Here is a 16,918-nt window from a genome sequence, read left to right as displayed (position 1 = left end):
TTCCGGTCCGCTCGAAGCGCGCCGGCAGGTGGGGGTGCGGACCCTCAGCTCTGCGGTGCCGTCGGTCCTTCCACCGCGTCCGTGGACGCGTCGGTGGCGTCCCCGGGGCCCTGTGCCGCCGCGTCGGGACCGGATGCGTCCGTGGCAGCAGGTCCGGCGGTCATCTGGGTCTCCATGGCGTGCAGGACGTCGCGCACGGCGCCCACTTCCCGGTTGGCGTCGAGGTAGGCCTGATAGGTCTGCAACGCGTTCTGGACGAGCTCCTGGTACATGACCACGCGGGTGTTGTACGGCGCGAGAGACCTACGCGACCGCTCCCGGCCGCCGTCCTTCGCCCAGTCGCTGAGGTCTGTGCCCACGACGCAGACGACCTGGACGTCCACGTCGCTTCCGGCTGCATGGCGGAGCGCGTCGAGCACCTTCCCTCGGTACTTCTCGGTCTGGGTCAGCAGCTCGCCGGTGCTCACGGTCCGGCCGGCGCGCTTGAGCTCGACGATGACGTGCTCGCCGCCGATCTTGCGGTACTTGATGTCGACCCGGTCCTTCGGGCCCTTCTTCTTGTTGATCAGCTTGGCGATCGTGGTCTCCATGTTGCCCTCGGTCGCCCGGTCCCAAGCCGGGTCCAGCAGCCACAGGTGCTCGAAGAGGTAGTCGCGCAGGATGTTCTCCAACGCGTTGTCGTCGGTGAGCGTCTCGAACTTGCGGATGATCTCCAGCCGTTGCTGCACGATGTCGAAGTACATCGCCGCCTCGACGTCGTCGACGTTCTTGAACGCGTCGATCAGGGCGGGCAGGTTGGCGTCGTCCGCAGCGTTGATCTCGCTGATGCGATCTCGCCGCCGCAGCCGCTCGAAGGCGATCACCGCGCTGCCCAGGAGCTGGCGGCGCTGGGCGTCGTCTGCGGCGATGCTGTTGACCCGGGCGACGAAGCGGGCGGCCTGCGTCCTGGTGTCACCCTTGAACCCCTTGAGCCAGTCCTCGATGGCGGGCACCAGCTTCGTGGCGTCGTCGACCCCGTCCTGCTCCCGGAAGTTGTTCCAGTCCGTGCCGATGGAGGCGATCCGCTCGGCCATGAACTGCTTGAAGTCCATGAAGCGGGGGTCGTCCTCGACGATCCCCTGCCGCGAGCTCGTGGCGATGTCGTCCTGGGCGTCCTCGTCGAGGAAGTCGGCGTAGATCTCCCCGGAGAGGAACTTGGTGAAGATCCCGCCCTGCGCGATCGACTCGAGCACGTCTTCCTGGGCGAGCTTGCCGCGCACGAGGACGGAGATGCGGTTCAGGGTCTCGTCTTGCTCGTCCACGGGCTTGAGCTCGGTCGAGGTGGTCGCGGAGCCGATCCACCCCTGCACCTGGTTGCCCCCCTTGGTCGACCCGTCGTTCTCGCGGACCCGCTCGGCGCCCTTGACCATGGCCTTGACCCGATCGCGGTAGTCCTTCGGCCCGTAGACCCACAGGTAGCGGCAGCGCTTGGCCAGATCGCGGTCGGCCAAGGTGATCGCATGGCCGTCGACGCGGATCTCGAAGGTGTCGGACACCATCGCGAAGCGCCGGGCCAGACGTCGCCGCAGATGTGCGGCGGTCTTGTTCAGCTCCTTGCGCGGACGGGTCAGGATCAGCTTGGTCCCGGGCTCGCCCAAACTCGGGTCCGCCTCGATCGTGGTGGGGCTGTAGGTCGCGACGTCGTGCCCGGCGATCTTGCCCATGATGTCGTCGAGGTCCAGGATCAGGGCGGACCGCTGCAGCTCTGCCTCGGAGTCGCCGACCGGTCGACGTGCCCGGGACTGCACCTCGATGCTCTTGGCGATCGAGAACAAGGAGAGCTTCCCGATCCCTTTGCGTCCCATGACCGGACGGCGCCGAAGGGTCGTGCTCGCGGCGACGTTCTGCTCGTCCTCACGTCGCCGGTAGCCCACGTTGAGGTAGCGCTGGTTGATCTCGCGTCGGGTCATCCCGATCCCGTTGTCGCTGATCGTCACCGTCTCGTTCGGGGCGTCGATGTCGATGTCCACCCGCGTGGCGTCGGCATCCCACGCGTTGGCCACGGCCTCGGAGAGGATGGCCGGGAGATTGCTGTAGAGATTGATCCCGAGGTGGTTCAGCACGTTCAGGCTCAAGGTCATGCGGTAATCGTCCGCGTCGGGCAGGTACTTCTGCCGCACCTCGTCGACCAGCTCCTCACGTGGCAGGGTCCCCCCGAAGCGCCGGCGGTCATAACCGGTCAGCGGCAACAGCATCCGGTCGAGGTCGTCCAGTGTCGAGGAGAGGGCGCGCCGTGCATCGTCGTTGTCGGGGTCGGAGTCCAGAGTCGCGGTCAACCCTGCGGTCGCCTCGACGAGGCGATCCCTCTCCTGCATGGCCCGCGGGGTCACCTCGGTCAAGGTCACGTACTGACCCGACCGGTACCGCTGCCACTCCTGCTCGGCGTGGCCGCGCTGCGACTCATCCCACTGGCCCACGAACCAGTCCCGCAGCCGGTCCTTGCCCCCCGCCTCGGCGACCAGGGTGGCGTACTCCGGGTACATGAGCATGGTCGTGCCGTCACCGAGCACATACGCCGGCATCGGTAGCTGCCCGACCGCGACGGCCTCGAGTACCTCTTCGCGGTGGGGCGCCTCTTCGAGGGGCGAGAACAGTCGGCGCGCGTACTCGTCGTCGACGTCGTTCATCTCCTGGGCACCGTTGACCTCGATGTACCGGTCGAGCACAGTGCGGAAATCGTCGGTCATCGGTTGCTCCCCTTGACGCATCAGTAGGTCGAACCGACCCTAGCCAGGTCGACCCCCGTCCTCCTCGACCCACACGGCGCGGTGCAACCCCCGTCGACCCAGGTTCTGGGCGCTCGTGCCCTGGACCCGGGATCGAAACCATCGGCAAGGTCCGTGGGACCAGCCGCGTCGGTCGCCGGGTATCGCGACGCGAGAGTGGAAGTACCACGACGGCCCGCGCCGCGTCCTTCGGGCCTCCGCACGCCGACACGGAGGTTTCTGTAGGGAGCGCTTGTGAGGGCCAGGACATGGAACGGCTATGCCATTGACGACCAATCTCGACCGTGAGGTGGACGCCCTCTCTGCCACGCGCCCCCGCGCAGCTTGCTCGCAGTCTTAGCCTTCGACCATGGTGTCGAGATCAAGAGGGCGCGCGATGGCCACGCGCGTGAGGCTCATCGGAGCCCTCGGTCTGCTGACGTTCTTCGTCTGGGCCTTGCTCCCATCGAGGCGTAGTCCGAGCCGCAGCAGGGCGTCGACGGCTCGACAGAGATCAGTTGATGGGCCGACGACCTCGGCTCTGAACCCATCTTGGCTTGGCGCCTCACGAACAGATGCATCAAACGCACAGGGTCGGGAAATTATGGATAGCCCAAGATGCTGAACCCCAGCCGCAATGTCGCGGTGACCTATTTGCCCCCCCTCTACCATCCGCATCGCCCCAGCCGGCCGCCCCGCGGCTCGTGCCTCATACCCTCACTGGGAGTTCGCTCTCGCGCACATGGTCGATCAAAGTCTTCAAACGCAGACCGGTCAGAGTCCTCGAATGGGTGAATCAACTCGATCAGACTCGCGCGATGCCGGACAGAAGGGGGACCGCCCAGTCCTCGCATCGTGACGAGGAGGTTGCCGGTCACGACGAGAGCGATCCCCACCCAGGCCTGCAGCCCGAGGCGCTCGTCGAGCAGCACCAGGCCCGCCAGCGCCGCGACGACCGGGTTGGCGCTCGTCAGGGCGGCGAAGCTGCCCGCGCCCACCCGGCGCAGCGCGAGCAGGTCGACGACGTAGGGCACGAGCGAGGCGAGCACCCCGCACGCACCGGCGAGCAGGATGGCCTGCGTCGTCGGCGGGTGCACGGCGAACCACACGAGCCCCACGGGCAGCCAGAGCCCGGCCGACATCAGGCTGGCGAGCGCGGTCCCGGTGAGGCCGGGCAGCGCTCGCCCCACGGCGCGGTTGAGCACGATGTAGGCCGCCCACGCGGCCGCCGCGGTGAGGGCCACCGCGATCCCGAGCAGGTCCGACGTCGAACCCGGGTCAGTGAGGACGACGACCCCGACGCCCGCGAGGGCAGCGGCGAGCAGCCCCCCGGAGCGGCGCGAGTCGACGACCGCGACGGCGAGCGGGCCGACGAACTCCAGCGTCACGGCCAGCCCGAGCCCGATCCGCTCGATCGCGGCGTACAGCCCGAGGTTCATGACGCCGAAGACCACGGCGAGACCGAGGACGGGCAGCCACTGGTCGCGGTGCAGACCTCGCAGCGAGGGGCGGACCGCCGGGACGAGCACCGCCGCGACGACGAGCTGGCGGACGGCGACGACCCCGACCGGCCCGATCGCCGGGAAGGCGGTCGCCCCGACCGCTGCCCCCGTCTGGTTCGAGACCGCGCCGAGGAGCGCCAGCGCGACGCCCCCGGCGTGATGCCGCTGGGCGGTGTCGGGGGTCGACGGTGCCGATGTCACCGTCGACGGCCCGCACCTCACTACTGTCCTCGTCGTCATGCACTCGACGCTAGGACCGCTCTTCCCATGACACCAGTGCATGTTGTGGCGCTGCCATACGCTGAGGTCATGGCATGGGGCCTGCGCGCGCTGGAGTTCTTCGTGACCGCGGCTGACGCGGGCTCCTTCACCGAGGCAGCCGCCCGGCTCTACGTCTCGCAGGCCGCCGTCTCGCGCACGATCGCCGCGCTCGAGCACGACGTGGGTGACCGGCTCCTGCGCCGCGTCCCCCGCGGCTGCGAGCTGACGAGCGTCGGCCAGCAGGTCCTCCCGCAGGCCCGGCGGGTCCTGGCCGAGGCCGAGCGATTCACCGACTTCCTCGCGACCCGGCACGGCGTCCTGCGGCTCGGCTACGCGTGGGCCGCGCTCGGGGTCCACACGGCACCCCTGCAGCGGCAGTGGTCGACCGAGCGCACCGGGTCGACGCTGCAGCTCGTCCGCCACAACTCGCCCACCGGTGGCCTGGTCGAAGGGGTGTGCGACGTCGCGGTCGTCCGACGGGCGCCGGAGGACCCGCGGCTCGACTCGGTCGTCGTGGGGCTCGAGCGTCGTCTCGTCGCCTTCGCCTCCGACGACGACCGCTGGGCCCGGCGCCGCGTCATCACCATGGCCGAGATCGCGGAGCGCACCGTGCTCGTCGACCCCCGCTCGGGGACGACGAGCCGTGACCTGTGGCCCGAGGGAGGTGCCCCGCGCGACTACCTCGAGTCGACGGACGTCGACAGCTGGCTCGACGCGATCGCTGCGGGCCGGGGCGTCGGCACGACCGCCGAGGCGACCGCCCACCACCACTCGCGGCACGGCGTCACCTTCCGCCCCGTCAAGGACGGCCCGCGCGTCCCGGTGCGCCTGACGTGGTGGCGCGACAGCGTCCCCTCCGGCCTGGGCGACCTCGTCGACGCGGTGACCCGGCTCTACTCCGGCGGGTAGCGGGCGGGGTCGACCAGCCCCGGTCACCCCTTCGCCAACCGCCCGCGCGATCTCCGCGGGCGCCCCCTTCGCCACGCCCTCGGTCCACCCGATCATGCCCGGGTCTTGCGCTCGAGACCCCCTCCTGGCATCGTATCGTCATAGTTTGAACACGGCGTTCACCATTTGAACATAGGCGAGAGGCCAACGATGTCCACTTCCACCGCCGCGAGCGACCAGACCGAGCTCGCGCGTCCCCCTCAGTCCACCGTCAAGGTCATCCGGGCCGCCGTGCTCGGGACCGTCGTCGAGTACTACGACTTCGGGATTTACGGCTACATGGCCGCGATCCTGGCGACCCACTTCTTCGTCGCGACCGACGACACGACCGCGCTGCTCAACACCTTCGCCGCGTTCGCCGTCGCCTTCTTCCTGCGCATCCCCGGCGGGATCTTCTTCGGCCACATCGGCGACAAGTACGGCCGCAAGAAGTCGCTCACCTACACGATCCTGCTCATGGCGGTCGCGACCGCCGGCATCGGCATGCTGCCCACCTACGCCACCCTCGGCGTGTGGGCGACCGCGGTCCTCGTCCTGTGCCGCTGCCTCCAGGGCTTCGCCGCCGGCGGCGAGCTGAGCGGGGCCAACGCCTTCGTCTCCGCCCGGCCCGCGGCCCTGCTGCTCGGGCACGGTCGCCATGTCGGCGATGTGGAAGGACCACGCGCCATCTCCGATGACGCGCCCCATCGCGACGGATCGGCCTTCGTGCTGGACAGTCGCCCAGCACCAGCTGCCGAGCAGCGCACCCTCACCTTCGGCTCTCGACTTCGGGGACAACCCGGACGAGGCGCGCAGGGGCAGGTAGTCCTCGAGGGTGGGGGGCGTGCGCATCAGCACGTCGACGGCTGCACTCATCGAACGAACGATAGGACCCCCTCAGGGTGCTGCTCGAGAGCGCGGATCACGCGCGGAACCGTCGGCGCGGCATTGACGTCTGAGCACCATGGATCGACTGCGCACCCTCGCCGCATCTGCCGCCGCTGTGCTCGCCCTCGGGGTTGTCGTCGCACCGGCCGCCACCGCCGCATGTGAGGCGCCGTTGATCACGGTCTCACCAACGAAAGCAAAGCCCGGGGATCAGGTGACGATCACCGGCGCCGCCTTCGGCACGGACTGCAATGACACCGGCAACGGTGACGAGGGCACCGCCCCCGAACCAGTCCTCGGTGATCCCGCGACCGACATCGACCTCGTCCTGAGCGCCGACGGGACTCGATCCATTCTCGCCACGGTCGACGCCGACGCCGACTACGCTTTCACGCAGCGCGTCACTCTGCCTGCCGACGTCACGGGACCCGTCGAGATCTACGCAACCCTCGCCGAGGGCTACGACACCGACCCGGTCACGCTCACGATCCGAGAAGGGCAGCCCTCGACCGCCACGCCCTCAGCATCTTCCGACGTCGCTCGGCCAACTGTCGTCCAGACCGACTCTCCTCCCAAGAGCAAGGACAACGGGCCGGTCCTCCTGCTTGGTGGCGCAGGCGCCATCGCGCTGATCGCAGCCGCCTTCGCCATTCGCCGCTCCCGTAGGCAAGATGCGTCGAACCCTGCTCACTAACGATGGTCTTCGAACGACGGCATGCGACGCGCGGGGCTCGGCTCAGTGATGGTTCGAAAGTCGCTGAGCAGCCGCTCGGAAGGGCGCTCTGCGGAGTTTCGAGCAGCACAGCATCGACCTGCAGATGAGGTGGGCCCGGTTAGCCATCGGTCGAAGGCTCCATCGAGAGCGACGTAGTGCCTGGGCCTGCGATCGAACCTCGTGGGTCTCGGGTGCGGGCCCATGAATGGCCACTTGGTCACGAGTGCGCAACCACGGGCATGTCCGATGGAACTATCAGCACCTCGTGACGTCTGTATAGGCATGAATCTGCGTGACCGCGAGGGCCTAGAGGCGCTCTACCTCGCCTGCTACCCCAGGCTCGTAGCGGAGCTGTCGTTGGTGACAGGTTCGAGGGCCTCCGGCGAGGACTGCGCTAACGAGGCGTTCACCCGCCTGGTCAAGCACTGGAACAAGGTGTCTACCTACGAGCGACCCGTTGCCTGGGTCCGGACAGTTGGCTACCGCCTGGCCGTCGACGAGCTGCGAAGACGCGCGCGTCACACACCTCTGCCCGATTACGAGGTGAGAGCCGGGGGTGCGGTGCCGGATGGTGCGTCGCAGTACGAGATCTGGGAGGCGATACAACATCTGCCCATCGATCAGCGAGAGGTGCTGATCCGCCACGCATCTCATGGGCAGAGCGACAGCGAGATCGCCGCCCACCTCGACGTCCCGATCGGAACCGTCAAATCCCGTCTGTCACGCGCGCGACGCAGCCTGCGATCGCGATTAGGAGATGCGTCATGAACACGCCCACCCCAGAACAGGTGAGAACCCTCCTGGACGAGGAGGCCGATCGCGTCGCGCGCGGCATGCCTCCGATCGACACCTTCATACAGCGTGTCTCCTCTGAACGTCGACGCCGCCGCGGCATGACCTTCGGGGTGACCGTGGCTGCCGTGGCTGTCGTCGTCGGGGGGACGGTCGCCCTTGACAGCTCGCGGGACGAAGTCGCTCGGCCTGCAGCGACATCAGCGCCATTCCCGGTGCTGGAGCGACCCGTGACCATCCTCCCGGTGGGGGCGTACCAGGAGCTGCAGGTGAGCGAGACGGGTTGCCCATACGTGACCGTCCCCAAGGGGGACCCCACCCGAGCGGTGCCCGGCAAGTACGTGCTCGCCACCAGTGCTGACAGCGGCTGGACCCTGCAACGCGATCAGCCGGGCGACACCTGGTCGGTGCGCGACCGCAACGGCAGTTCTGTAGCCACTGTGGGAGACACCGTGGTCCACACCCCGGAACCGGGGCTGAAGGACGTCCTCGACAGCGCCTCCGCCTGCGCTCCCATGCTCGCGGCTGGGGCGCAGCCGAGCGTGTTCGGAGCGTTCAACCCACCCGCTGCCCCATGACGGCGAACACCTCGTGGACCACCGGGCGGCCCGACGGAACGGAGGCGGCGGCCCGGCCGACCTCATTTGAAAGACGTCGCTTCCCACCGAGTGACGGCAAGACCTTGTGCAACCTCACAACGAGCCAGGAGCGGCTCACTGACGATGGTTTTCGAGCCGGCGATTCAGGCTTTCTAGCGACAACGCCCATGTCTGGCGGGCAGGGTGTGTTGGGGTGCAGGATGGTGCGGGTCGGTGGCTCGGCCAGGCTGCTGGACCGGAGTCGAGCGGGGGATCTGAAACAGTGGCCGCACGCGCGCGCACGATGGCTTCAGCCGCCCTGCTGGGACTGTTCTTGCCAGCTGCATGCTCACCGGGCCGGGTTCCCCCAAGTGCGACAGCCCAGGCTTTCCGATCAGCGATCAGCGATCATGATGTGGCTGGCGTTGCCGCGGTCTTGCAGGGGACGACCGATCAAGCCGCCACGGTCATCGACGCCACGCGAGGGTTCACACCAATGGGTCCGCCGCTGATCGGGGGCCATGGTGACTCTTCTCTGATCACCTGCGTGTGGGTGCGTGGGATCGCCGGGCGAAACGAGAGCTTCATATCGGGGCAGATGTTGTGGGATCAAGAGGAAAGACGCTGGGTGGTCCTGCCTGGGTCCCTGCCGGGGCTGTCGAGGTCGAATAGCTCGGTGTGCTCGAGCCCGCCGGAGGAAGTCGTCGATCTGCACGCGTACCCAGGTGAGTAGCCGCCGCGGCGCGGCGGTGGTGACCGTATCCTCTCGTCGCCCAGCGCGTGGGGCGCGTCGTTGGGTTCAACGCGAGTGGTTCTATCCAGAAGGAGTTGCACCGTGACGCGTTCGCCGCGCTGGCTCATCGCCGTAGTCGCGCTGATCGCTGCGCCGGCGTGCACCGCCAGCACCCCCGACCCGCCGGGGCGAGAAGTGGCTGCGTCAGAGCGCACGTCGACGGGCCTGTGGACGCCGACTTCCTCCACCGACGGTGACCTGACACGCCTGGGTCTCTACGGCGGCCCTGTCAAGGGAGGCGGTTCGGCGTCGATCGCCGCGATCTCGTCTTCCGGCAGGTTCGTCACCAGTATCCGGCCGGACACAGGAACGTCTGGTCCCCTCTTGACCGGCACGACGCAGATGGGGTGGTGGCTCCCCGGTGAAGAGCCCACCATGATCAATGCACCAAAGCCGCCCGGCCCGAGTCAGCTCGTCGCCGCCGATGCACACGACGACACCGTCATCTGGCGGGAGACTCGCTCGACGAACCTCGAGGCGGAGGACTGGCGCATCCTGGCCCAGTCGCCAGTAGGCGGCCCTGCCGCGCAGGTGATCGCCAGCTACGACAACTACTACGGCGCCGACGTCGTCCCGATGTTCAACGACGACCCACACCCCCTAGCCCTGGTCGAGGACCGCGCGTACTGGTCCATCCGGGACTGGCCGACCGACGCCCCAAACGCACCGGAGCAACGAGGTGGGCTGTACCCCGACCGCCCCACCTACCGCATTCTCACAGCCCCCCTGGACGGGTCCAAGAAGGCAAGCCAGGTCGCTCTAGGGGCCTACGGTCCCGCAAGAGCAGGTGACCGGCTGATCTACATCGCCGATGACCGCCTCGTCAGCGGGCGCACCTCCGGCACCCCGCGGATCGTCGAGTCCAACGGCTCGAGATCACGCACGCTCTACCGCTTCGACGCCCCGACCGCGAGCACGAGGATCACCATGACGTGCGGCACCAGCACCTACATCGCATGGGCGGCGACGAAGAACGGGAAGGATGAGATCAACATCCTTCCACGAGACGAGATGCACCCGCGACGGATCCCCCTTCGCAGCGCCGGCAGCTCGACCGAGATCAGCTGCGGTGATCGCTTCATCACCTGGGGCCGAGGGTCTGGACGCGGAGACGCCACCTTGTGCCTCTACGACATCGCCTCCCAGAAGAAGACGGAGCTCGGGACAACCCGCGCCTACGGTCGAGTACGCGCGCAGGGCGACACACTGGCCTACCCGGAGAAGACGGATGGCTCTCGCCCCGCCCGATGGGTGGTCGCCACGTGGCGCCCGTAGGGCTGCACTAGGCACCGACTGGGCAGCAACCCTTCGCCCCATTGGCCGCTGTCCACTGACGATCGTTTTCGAACGGCGCCACGAGGCCGACCAGAGTCTGCTCAGTGATGGTTCGAAAGTCGGCGCTGGGCGACTCGAAAGGCCACCGAGGGGAGTTCCGGGCACGTGTGCTGGCGCTTGGCGCGGGGACGGTTTGATTCGCGCACCACGGTTGGCTGCAACGGAGCGGCGGTGTTGCTCCGTTGATCGAGAGACGGGGAAGACTGCGAGCTCAGGAGGTGGTGGCGTGGTCGGCTTCGAAGACTTCGTGCGAGCCCGGCACGCGGGGCTCGTGAGATACGCGTACGTGCTGTGCGGCGACGCGCATCTCGCCCAAGACCTCGTGCAGCAGGCGCTGTCACGTTCCTACCCCCGCTGGTCTCAGGTCTCGGCCGGCCGACCAGAGGCGTACGTGCGCCGGGCGGTGACGAATGCCTTCATCGACGAGACCCGTCGTCCGTGGCGCCGTGAGACCCGAGACGTGCTGCCCGACCGTCCCGACCCGACTGATCACGTCCGTGGTGTCGAGGACCGCGACGCTCTGCTGATAGCGATGACTGGTCTGCCACCAGTGCGCCGCGCAGTCATCGCCATGTCCTACCTCGAAGACCTGCCCGACGACGAGATCGCCGAGGCCCTCGACCTGCCCCGCGCGACGGTGCGCTCCCACCGCGCGCGCGGCTTGGCTGCCCTTCGTGACGTGCTGACCGCCCAGGAGGTGGAGACCCCATGACCCACCCGACCATCGACCCTGACCTTGAAGAGCTACTGCGTGCGCGCCTGCGCCACCTCGCCGAGCAGGCACCGGCCAGTGACAGCGAGGCCGTCCTAGAAACCATCGCGACACAGCAGACGCGGCGCCCCTGGCGAGCAGCGCTGATCGGGTCGGCCGCCGCCGCTGCTCTCGTCATGGGGTGGCTGTCTGTCGCGGCCCGCGATGCAACACCACCGCCGTCAGATCGCTACACGGTCGGCACCGCTCGGGGTCCGCTCCCCGCGATCCCGGACGGGTGGAGGTGGGAGGCGTACCACGACGTCGCCGTCGCGGTCCCGGACACCTGGGGGTACGGCACCAGCGGCGTCCCCTACTGCGCGGTCAAAGACGTCGCCGAACGCACCACGGTCGGACGACCGGGGGCGGTGCCGCTCATGGGTTGTAGCGGGGGTCTCCAGCCAGACACGGTCGCAGTCGCCGGCACCTTCGTCGACATGAGCCCGAGTCGAGATCTTCGCTACCGGGTGCCGAAGGTCACCGACGGTGACACCACCGGTGACCGCGCGACGAGGATCGTGGGTCAGACAGCCATCGAGGTCCAGGCCGCCCAACCCCTTCGCAACCAGATCCTGGCGACCATCACACCGCTGCCCGCCTCGGGTGTCAACGGGTGCCGACGCGACGTTCCCCTCATCGACGACCCTTCCTGGCGACCGGCCGCGCAACCGATGCCAGAGCCCGACGCCATCGCTGACGTCGCGGTCTGCACTTATGACCTCGGCACCGGCGGGCGCCTGCGGGCAGCCACACAGCTCCCCGACAGCGCGATCCGGCGCACCGCCGACGCGATCGCCGCTGCGCCGATCGGTGGGATCCCCGATCCTAAGAACTGTCGCGATGACTACGGCGATCGGATCACCCTGCTGCGGATGGGCGACACCAGCGGCCGCACCCACGAGGTCGTGCTGCGCTACTCCGGATGCGCACACCGCGGCATCGATGACGGTTCGACCATCAAGTCCCTGACTAAGCAGGCTCTTGCTGACGCGCTCTCCGGCGCCCACCAACCCGACGGGTTTGGCATGGAGCTCAGCGACGTCATACCTGAGGATGCGCCGAAGGCTCGTTAGGTGTGGCCAGCGCGTGCTCAGTGACGATCGTTTTCGAACGGCGGCACGAGGCCGACCAGAGTGTGCCCAGTGATGGTTCGAAAGTCGGTTTGTGAGCGGCTCAGTGACGTCTGTCTCCGACTTTCGAGCGGGCGCGAGTTGTACCTATCTCGCTGGTCAGGCGCGGAACCTCCTGTGCGGCGCTAACGTCTCACCACCATGAGTCGTCCGCCCGTGATTGCCGCTGCGCTGGATCGCAGCTCTGAGGCCTCCCTGACGGCCGGCGAGGTTCCACTGGGCGTCGCTGGGCATGGTCCGCGACCCAGCTGGGTGCGCCAACCTCACGTGAGCTGTCGAGGATGGGTGCGCGGTCGCCATGGCTGATGCGTCGACTCGATCGAGACTGCGGGTGCTTGCAGGTGCCTTCCTCGCAGCCGGAATGGTCGTCGTCGTGTGGCTGGCGATCGTTGAGATGCGGAGCGGGGTGCACGTTTCGGGTGGCCCGGTGCGCATCCTGACCCTTGAACCACGCGGCGACGCCAATGCGGTGCAGGTGCGCGCGACGTTGGTGCTCGATCCCGCTACTGGGTGCGTCACCGACGGCCGAGGCCATCCGATCGCTTTCCCCGACGGGACCACGGTCGAGGGGGAGGGCGCAGAGTGGACGGTTGTCTCGGTCGACGGTGACCGCTTCGGCGAAGGCTCCCAGGTGGTCGGGCAAGGCGTCCTTGCCAATCAGCGGGGGCTGTCCGCGGACTGGGGGGACCTGCCCGACGACTGCGGACCACCGCCGTGGGTTGCAATCGACGACGCACTCAGCACCCCCGTTGATTAATCTGCTCCTAATCGGCGCCGAAGCGTTGCCCTCCTGACCGCAGGTGACTGGCGCGGCCCCTGAACGGTCCTTGTGGGGCAGCATGTGCGTAGTGGAGCCCTTCCGGTCGGCCCGCTCCTCGAGGCTCGATTGGTCGTTGCGCCTCCGCGCGTCGCCGTCCAAGAGCTGTCCGCTCGGTGCCGCATTCACCACCCCTGTCTGCCAAATCTCAAACCGCCGCTCACTGACGATGGTTTTCGAACGGTGACGACCGACGGGCGTCGGCCTGCTCAGTGATGGTTCGAAAGTCGTCGTGGGGCCGCTCAGTGTGGGTGGGTTGATCTTTTCGAGCAGATCGCCGCGCAGTCTTCGACGACGAGCCTCGGTTATGCCTCGTGGGCTGAGGTCAGTCCCAGGTCGTGGAGCGCTTTGATCGCTGCCGCAAGGCCGGCGGTGGTGCTGCCGATGACGGGGATCTCGAGGTAGTCGCCGGTCTCGGTGGGGTTGTCGGTCTCTCCGCCGTGAGCGGCGACTGCGTCGTCGACGGCGTCCTCGACGTCATCTGGGGTGAGGTCGAGCGAGTCTGCTTCGGTGAGCGAGTAGCGCACGAGGTGCTCGGTGGGCGCAGCGGTGTCGGCGGAGGGGTTGATCTTCTTCACGAACGAATCCCACCACGTCGTTGCGTCGGCGTTCAGGTCGCCGGTGTCGACCCAGGGCTGGGAGTACCCCAGGCGGCGCTTGCTGCGCGCTACCCAGTGGGCCCGAGACCCAGGTCGATCGAGGTAAGCCTCGACGTCGCGGTCGACGTCGCCCACCCCGAGCCGGCGGATCGCGACGGCCTCGCCCTCGCTCTTGGCCACGTCGATGACGGCTTGCTGCGCGCGCCTCATCTCCGGGGGCGGGTAGCCCTCGCCGCCGAAGTGCGTGCTCAGCCAGGACCAGGGCACGCGCTCGTGCGGGAGGTGGCTCAGCTCGTCGATCCAGGGTCCGGGCTCCATCACCAGGAGGCTGTTGAGCTCGACGCGCGCGACGAAGGTCCCGCCCGATGAGATGTTCACGAATGGCGACCGACAGCCAGGGTTTCCTGGCTGGGCTACGACTTCGAGAACGACCTCGGGTGCAGCCTGGACCTCGTCGTACCCAAAGGGGCCCTTCACCGTCGCGACCACGAGGACGCACGAGGGGCGCTTCAGGTTCGCGAGCAGCGCCGTGAGGGCGTCTCGTGTTAGTGGCTCGCCGGCGTACTGACGGTGGTGGAAGACCATCTCTGTGTCCCTCGGGTAGTCGTGCGGCCGGCTGCCGGTTTACTAACGGCATCCTGGCTGATCGTCGGACTCGACAACCCGACTGCCCCTCGTTGGGTGCTCAGTGACAATGGTTTTTCGAACGGCGACACGAGGCCGAGATCGCTTCGTGACGTCGGCTTCTGTCTTCGAGCGGGCACTAGTTGCACCTAGCTCACCGGTCAGGCGGGGAACCGTCCACGCGGCGCTCACGTCTCAACACCATGAACCGACTGCCCGCCCTCGCCGCATCCGCCGCCGCCGCACTTACCCTCGGGGTCGTCGCCGCACCAGCCGCTACCGCCAGCTGTGTCGGGCCGTCCATCACGGTCTTGCCGAAGAAAGTAGGCCCCGGAGATCAGGTCACAGTGACGGGCGCCGCCTTCGGCACGGACTGCAACGACGCTGGGCCGACGGTCTCCGACGCCGTCCTGGGCGATCCGGCAGCGGACATCGACCTCGTGCTCAACGCTGACGGCACCCCAACAACCCTCGCCACAGTCGACGCTGACGCCGATTACGCCTTCACTCAGCGCGTCACCCTTCCTGCCGACGTCACCGGGCACCTCGAGATCTACGCAACGCTGGCGGATGGGTACAGCACCAGGCCGGCCACCCTCACCCTCCTCGGAGCCCATCCCTCACACGCCGCACCCTCCCCAGATAACACTGACGTCGCTCGACCAGATGTCGTCCAGACCGACTCGCCTCCCAAGGAGGAGGCTGGGGGGAAAGTCCTACTTCTCGGCGGCGCCGGCGCCATTGCACTGTCTGCAGCCGCCTTCGGCATCCGGCGCACTCGCAGAAATCGGTCATCGGGCCCTGCCCACTGACGATCCTTTTCGAGCAGCCATCACCCACCCTCCTGGGCCGGCCTCGGGAGCGTTCGAAATCCCTGCTCACTGAGGGCCCTGCTCGAAAGTGCGACGCACGGTGACTTTCGGACGCGCCCGTCACCAGGATCGGGGGGGGGGGGGGGGGCAACCACGGCATTCCCCAGCGACGAGCCGTCCGCCCTGGCAGAGTTCGCGACGAGCACAGCACCCGGCCCGCGAACCGCTCCGTCCAGGGCCCGAATCGGGAGGACCCCACGATGAGCCGCAACGGTCTGCGAGCGTCACCCTCCGCGCAGTACATGCACGGGGTGGTGAAGGTCCTCCGGCGTGACCCGAGGTTCTGGGAGGTCGTCGCCGACGACGAGCGCGACCACGTCACGCGCACGCTCAACCGGCTCGAGGCTGAGCTGCGCGGGTCCGGCCTCCTCGCGCTCACCACCCGCGAGCAGCGCGCCGCCTTCCGCAGCCTGCGCATCGGCGTGGGCGAGCGCTGACGGGGTCGGGTCGGACCGGGGTGAGGGCTGATGGACGACTTCCGCTGGACCGAGTCGCTGGACAGCCGTCTCTCCCTGGATGCGCCGCGGTTCATGGTCCGCGTAGCGGTCGAGCATCCGGAGACTCTCGGCACCTGCGTCGACTACTACGACTGGGCGGGCGCGCCCGACGTCACGAGCGTCCTTGGCGCCGCCCGGGAGCGGTGGCCGGGCGCAGATCTGGCGGTCTTCGTCTCGGCTGACGACGAGGCCGATCTGCTCCTGGTGCACGGCACGCAAGACGTCGGCAGGTACACCTCGCACACCATCGCCTTCGAGCGATGAGCCGTACGGCCCGACCCTCACCCGGGGCGAGCCCCGAGATGGACGAAGGGGTCAGCGACCCCCTTCGTGCGCGTAGAGCAGCGAGCTGAGCTCGCGGGCGGCCTCGACGACGAGCGGGGCGGCGCGACCGGCGGCGTTGCGGTCGACGAGCGAGATGCCGATGCAGGCCTCGGGCATGGGGGTCGGGGTCGACAGCGGCACGGAGACCCCGGCGACGCCCGGGATGATCTGCTCGAAGGACAGCGCGTACCCGAGCCGCCGCGCCTCGCGGACCTCCTCGGAGTCTTCGTCGCGCGGAGGGCGCGCGGCGAGGATCGCGACCCCTCCCGACCCCCGGTCGATGGGGTGGCGGTGGCCGGTGCGGAAGGCGAGGTGCACCGCGGCGTTGCGCGGCTCGACGACGCTGATCGCCTGCACCTCGACCTCGCTCGTCGGCACCATGATGTGCGCCGTGCCGCCCGTGGCATCGGCCAGCTGCGCCATGACCGGGTAGGCCAGGCGGTGCAGGTCGTTGTCGACGTGCGACGCGAGCTGCACGAGCCCGTACGACAGGTGGAAGCGCTTGTTCTCGTCGCGCCGCACGATGTCGTGCGCCCGGAAGGTCTCCATGAGCCGGTGCAGCGCCGTGCGGTTCATGTCGAGGTCACGGCTCAGCGTGGCCAGGCTCGCCCCGCCCGGCTGCTCGGCGAGGTGCCACAGCACCCGCAGGCCACGGTCGATCGTCTGAGCACCGGTCGGCGCTGCCGGGTCGGCCATCTCGTCAGTCCTTCGTTCCAGGTGTGCGGAATGTGAACACGATAGTTCAGCGAAGGAAGGGCCGCCTGCCGCT

The 16,918-nt window shown here is 68.4% G+C and carries 16 protein-coding genes; 12 read left to right on the top strand and 4 right to left on the bottom strand.

Annotated features, from left to right (window positions below):
* Positions 1 to 44: 44 nt before the first annotated feature.
* Positions 45 to 2,726, bottom strand: a complete 2,682-nt coding sequence (locus ABIB53_RS13565; protein ID WP_354588550.1) for a BbrUII/HgiDII family restriction enzyme — start codon at positions 2,724 to 2,726, stop codon at positions 45 to 47.
* Between the two features lie 683 nt (positions 2,727 to 3,409).
* Complete coding sequence (locus tag ABIB53_RS13560; RefSeq protein WP_354588549.1) at positions 3,410 to 4,447, bottom strand: EamA family transporter; 1,038 nt, start codon at positions 4,445 to 4,447, stop codon at positions 3,410 to 3,412.
* A gap of 108 nt (positions 4,448 to 4,555) precedes the next feature.
* Between ABIB53_RS13560 and ABIB53_RS13555 the strand changes: the two genes are divergently transcribed.
* The 9 genes from ABIB53_RS13555 to ABIB53_RS13515 all read left to right on the top strand — a co-directional run bounded on the left by ABIB53_RS13555 (position 4,556) and on the right by ABIB53_RS13515 (position 13,173).
* Complete coding sequence (locus ABIB53_RS13555) at positions 4,556 to 5,416, top strand: LysR family transcriptional regulator (protein ID WP_354588548.1); 861 nt, start codon at positions 4,556 to 4,558, stop codon at positions 5,414 to 5,416.
* A 189-nt stretch (positions 5,417 to 5,605) separates the two neighbouring features.
* Complete coding sequence (locus tag ABIB53_RS13550) at positions 5,606 to 6,487, top strand: MFS transporter (RefSeq protein WP_354588547.1); 882 nt, start codon at positions 5,606 to 5,608, stop codon at positions 6,485 to 6,487.
* A 49-nt stretch (positions 6,488 to 6,536) separates the two neighbouring features.
* The gene (locus ABIB53_RS13545) at positions 6,537 to 7,016 is read left to right on the top strand and encodes a hypothetical protein (RefSeq protein ID WP_354588546.1); all 480 of its coding nucleotides are present in this window, start codon (positions 6,537 to 6,539) and stop codon (positions 7,014 to 7,016) included.
* Between the two features lie 303 nt (positions 7,017 to 7,319).
* Positions 7,320 to 7,805: an RNA polymerase sigma factor gene (locus ABIB53_RS13540; RefSeq protein WP_354588545.1), complete on the top strand. Its 486-nt coding sequence runs from the start codon at positions 7,320 to 7,322 to the stop codon at positions 7,803 to 7,805.
* A complete protein-coding gene (locus tag ABIB53_RS13535) occupies positions 7,802 to 8,407 on the top strand; it encodes a hypothetical protein (protein WP_251719609.1) in 606 nt (201 codons plus the stop codon). The genes ABIB53_RS13540 and ABIB53_RS13535 overlap by 4 nt, the downstream gene beginning before the upstream one ends.
* 835 nt (positions 8,408 to 9,242) lie before the next feature.
* The gene (locus ABIB53_RS13530) at positions 9,243 to 10,475 is read left to right on the top strand and encodes a hypothetical protein (RefSeq protein WP_354588544.1); all 1,233 of its coding nucleotides are present in this window, start codon (positions 9,243 to 9,245) and stop codon (positions 10,473 to 10,475) included.
* Between the two features lie 286 nt (positions 10,476 to 10,761).
* The gene (locus ABIB53_RS13525; protein WP_354588543.1) at positions 10,762 to 11,247 is read left to right on the top strand and encodes a SigE family RNA polymerase sigma factor; all 486 of its coding nucleotides are present in this window, start codon (positions 10,762 to 10,764) and stop codon (positions 11,245 to 11,247) included.
* Entirely contained in the window at positions 11,244 to 12,359 is a 1,116-nt protein-coding gene (locus ABIB53_RS13520) for a hypothetical protein (RefSeq protein WP_354588542.1), read from the top strand. The genes ABIB53_RS13525 and ABIB53_RS13520 overlap by 4 nt, the downstream gene beginning before the upstream one ends.
* Positions 12,360 to 12,714: 355 nt before the next feature.
* On the top strand, positions 12,715 to 13,173 hold the full coding sequence (locus ABIB53_RS13515; RefSeq protein ID WP_354588541.1) for a hypothetical protein: 459 nt from the start codon (positions 12,715 to 12,717) through the stop codon (positions 13,171 to 13,173).
* A 365-nt stretch (positions 13,174 to 13,538) separates the two neighbouring features.
* Here the strand turns inward: ABIB53_RS13515 and ABIB53_RS13510 are convergent, their stop codons facing one another.
* The gene (locus ABIB53_RS13510) at positions 13,539 to 14,417 is read right to left on the bottom strand and encodes a hypothetical protein (protein WP_354588540.1); all 879 of its coding nucleotides are present in this window, start codon (positions 14,415 to 14,417) and stop codon (positions 13,539 to 13,541) included.
* Positions 14,418 to 14,659: 242 nt separating this feature from the next.
* Here ABIB53_RS13510 and ABIB53_RS13505 point away from each other — a divergent pair, with 242 nt between their 5' ends.
* The 3 genes from ABIB53_RS13505 to ABIB53_RS13495 all read left to right on the top strand — a co-directional run bounded on the left by ABIB53_RS13505 (position 14,660) and on the right by ABIB53_RS13495 (position 16,089).
* The gene (locus tag ABIB53_RS13505) at positions 14,660 to 15,268 is read left to right on the top strand and encodes a hypothetical protein (protein WP_354588539.1); all 609 of its coding nucleotides are present in this window, start codon (positions 14,660 to 14,662) and stop codon (positions 15,266 to 15,268) included.
* A gap of 260 nt (positions 15,269 to 15,528) precedes the next feature.
* On the top strand, positions 15,529 to 15,765 hold the full coding sequence (locus tag ABIB53_RS13500) for a hypothetical protein (protein ID WP_354588538.1): 237 nt from the start codon (positions 15,529 to 15,531) through the stop codon (positions 15,763 to 15,765).
* A 30-nt stretch (positions 15,766 to 15,795) separates the two neighbouring features.
* Positions 15,796 to 16,089, top strand: coding sequence for a hypothetical protein (locus ABIB53_RS13495; RefSeq protein ID WP_354588537.1), 294 nt, complete (start codon positions 15,796 to 15,798; stop codon positions 16,087 to 16,089).
* A gap of 51 nt (positions 16,090 to 16,140) precedes the next feature.
* Here the strand turns inward: ABIB53_RS13495 and ABIB53_RS13490 are convergent, their stop codons facing one another.
* Positions 16,141 to 16,845, bottom strand: a complete 705-nt coding sequence (locus ABIB53_RS13490) for an IclR family transcriptional regulator (RefSeq protein WP_163562453.1) — start codon at positions 16,843 to 16,845, stop codon at positions 16,141 to 16,143.
* Between the last annotated feature and the right edge of the window lie 73 nt (positions 16,846 to 16,918).

The sequence above is a fragment of the Janibacter sp. UYMM211 genome (assembly GCF_040547045.1).
Taxonomy (GTDB): Bacteria; Actinomycetota; Actinomycetes; order Actinomycetales; family Dermatophilaceae; genus Marihabitans; species Marihabitans melonis.
This window is presented reverse-complemented; position numbering and strand designations above follow the sequence as displayed.

What these genes read in the sequence shown, in the direction of transcription:
- ABIB53_RS13565 (WP_354588550.1), bottom strand. Translation starts at nt 2,726, where the DNA reads ATGACCGACGATTTCCGCACTGTGCTCGACCGGTACATCGAGGTCAAC.
- ABIB53_RS13555 (WP_354588548.1), top strand. Translation starts at nt 4,556, where the DNA reads ATGGCATGGGGCCTGCGCGCGCTGGAGTTCTTCGTGACCGCGGCTGAC.
- ABIB53_RS13550 (WP_354588547.1), top strand. Translation starts at nt 5,606, where the DNA reads ATGTCCACTTCCACCGCCGCGAGCGACCAGACCGAGCTCGCGCGTCCC.
- ABIB53_RS13540 (WP_354588545.1), top strand. Translation starts at nt 7,320, where the DNA reads ATGAATCTGCGTGACCGCGAGGGCCTAGAGGCGCTCTACCTCGCCTGC.
- ABIB53_RS13535 (WP_251719609.1), top strand. Translation starts at nt 7,802, where the DNA reads ATGAACACGCCCACCCCAGAACAGGTGAGAACCCTCCTGGACGAGGAG.
- ABIB53_RS13520 (WP_354588542.1), top strand. Translation starts at nt 11,244, where the DNA reads ATGACCCACCCGACCATCGACCCTGACCTTGAAGAGCTACTGCGTGCG.
- ABIB53_RS13515 (WP_354588541.1), top strand. Translation starts at nt 12,715, where the DNA reads ATGGCTGATGCGTCGACTCGATCGAGACTGCGGGTGCTTGCAGGTGCC.
- ABIB53_RS13510 (WP_354588540.1), bottom strand. Translation starts at nt 14,417, where the DNA reads ATGGTCTTCCACCACCGTCAGTACGCCGGCGAGCCACTAACACGAGAC.
- ABIB53_RS13505 (WP_354588539.1), top strand. Translation starts at nt 14,660, where the DNA reads ATGAACCGACTGCCCGCCCTCGCCGCATCCGCCGCCGCCGCACTTACC.
- ABIB53_RS13500 (WP_354588538.1), top strand. Translation starts at nt 15,529, where the DNA reads ATGAGCCGCAACGGTCTGCGAGCGTCACCCTCCGCGCAGTACATGCAC.
- ABIB53_RS13495 (WP_354588537.1), top strand. Translation starts at nt 15,796, where the DNA reads ATGGACGACTTCCGCTGGACCGAGTCGCTGGACAGCCGTCTCTCCCTG.
- ABIB53_RS13490 (WP_163562453.1), bottom strand. Translation starts at nt 16,845, where the DNA reads ATGGCCGACCCGGCAGCGCCGACCGGTGCTCAGACGATCGACCGTGGC.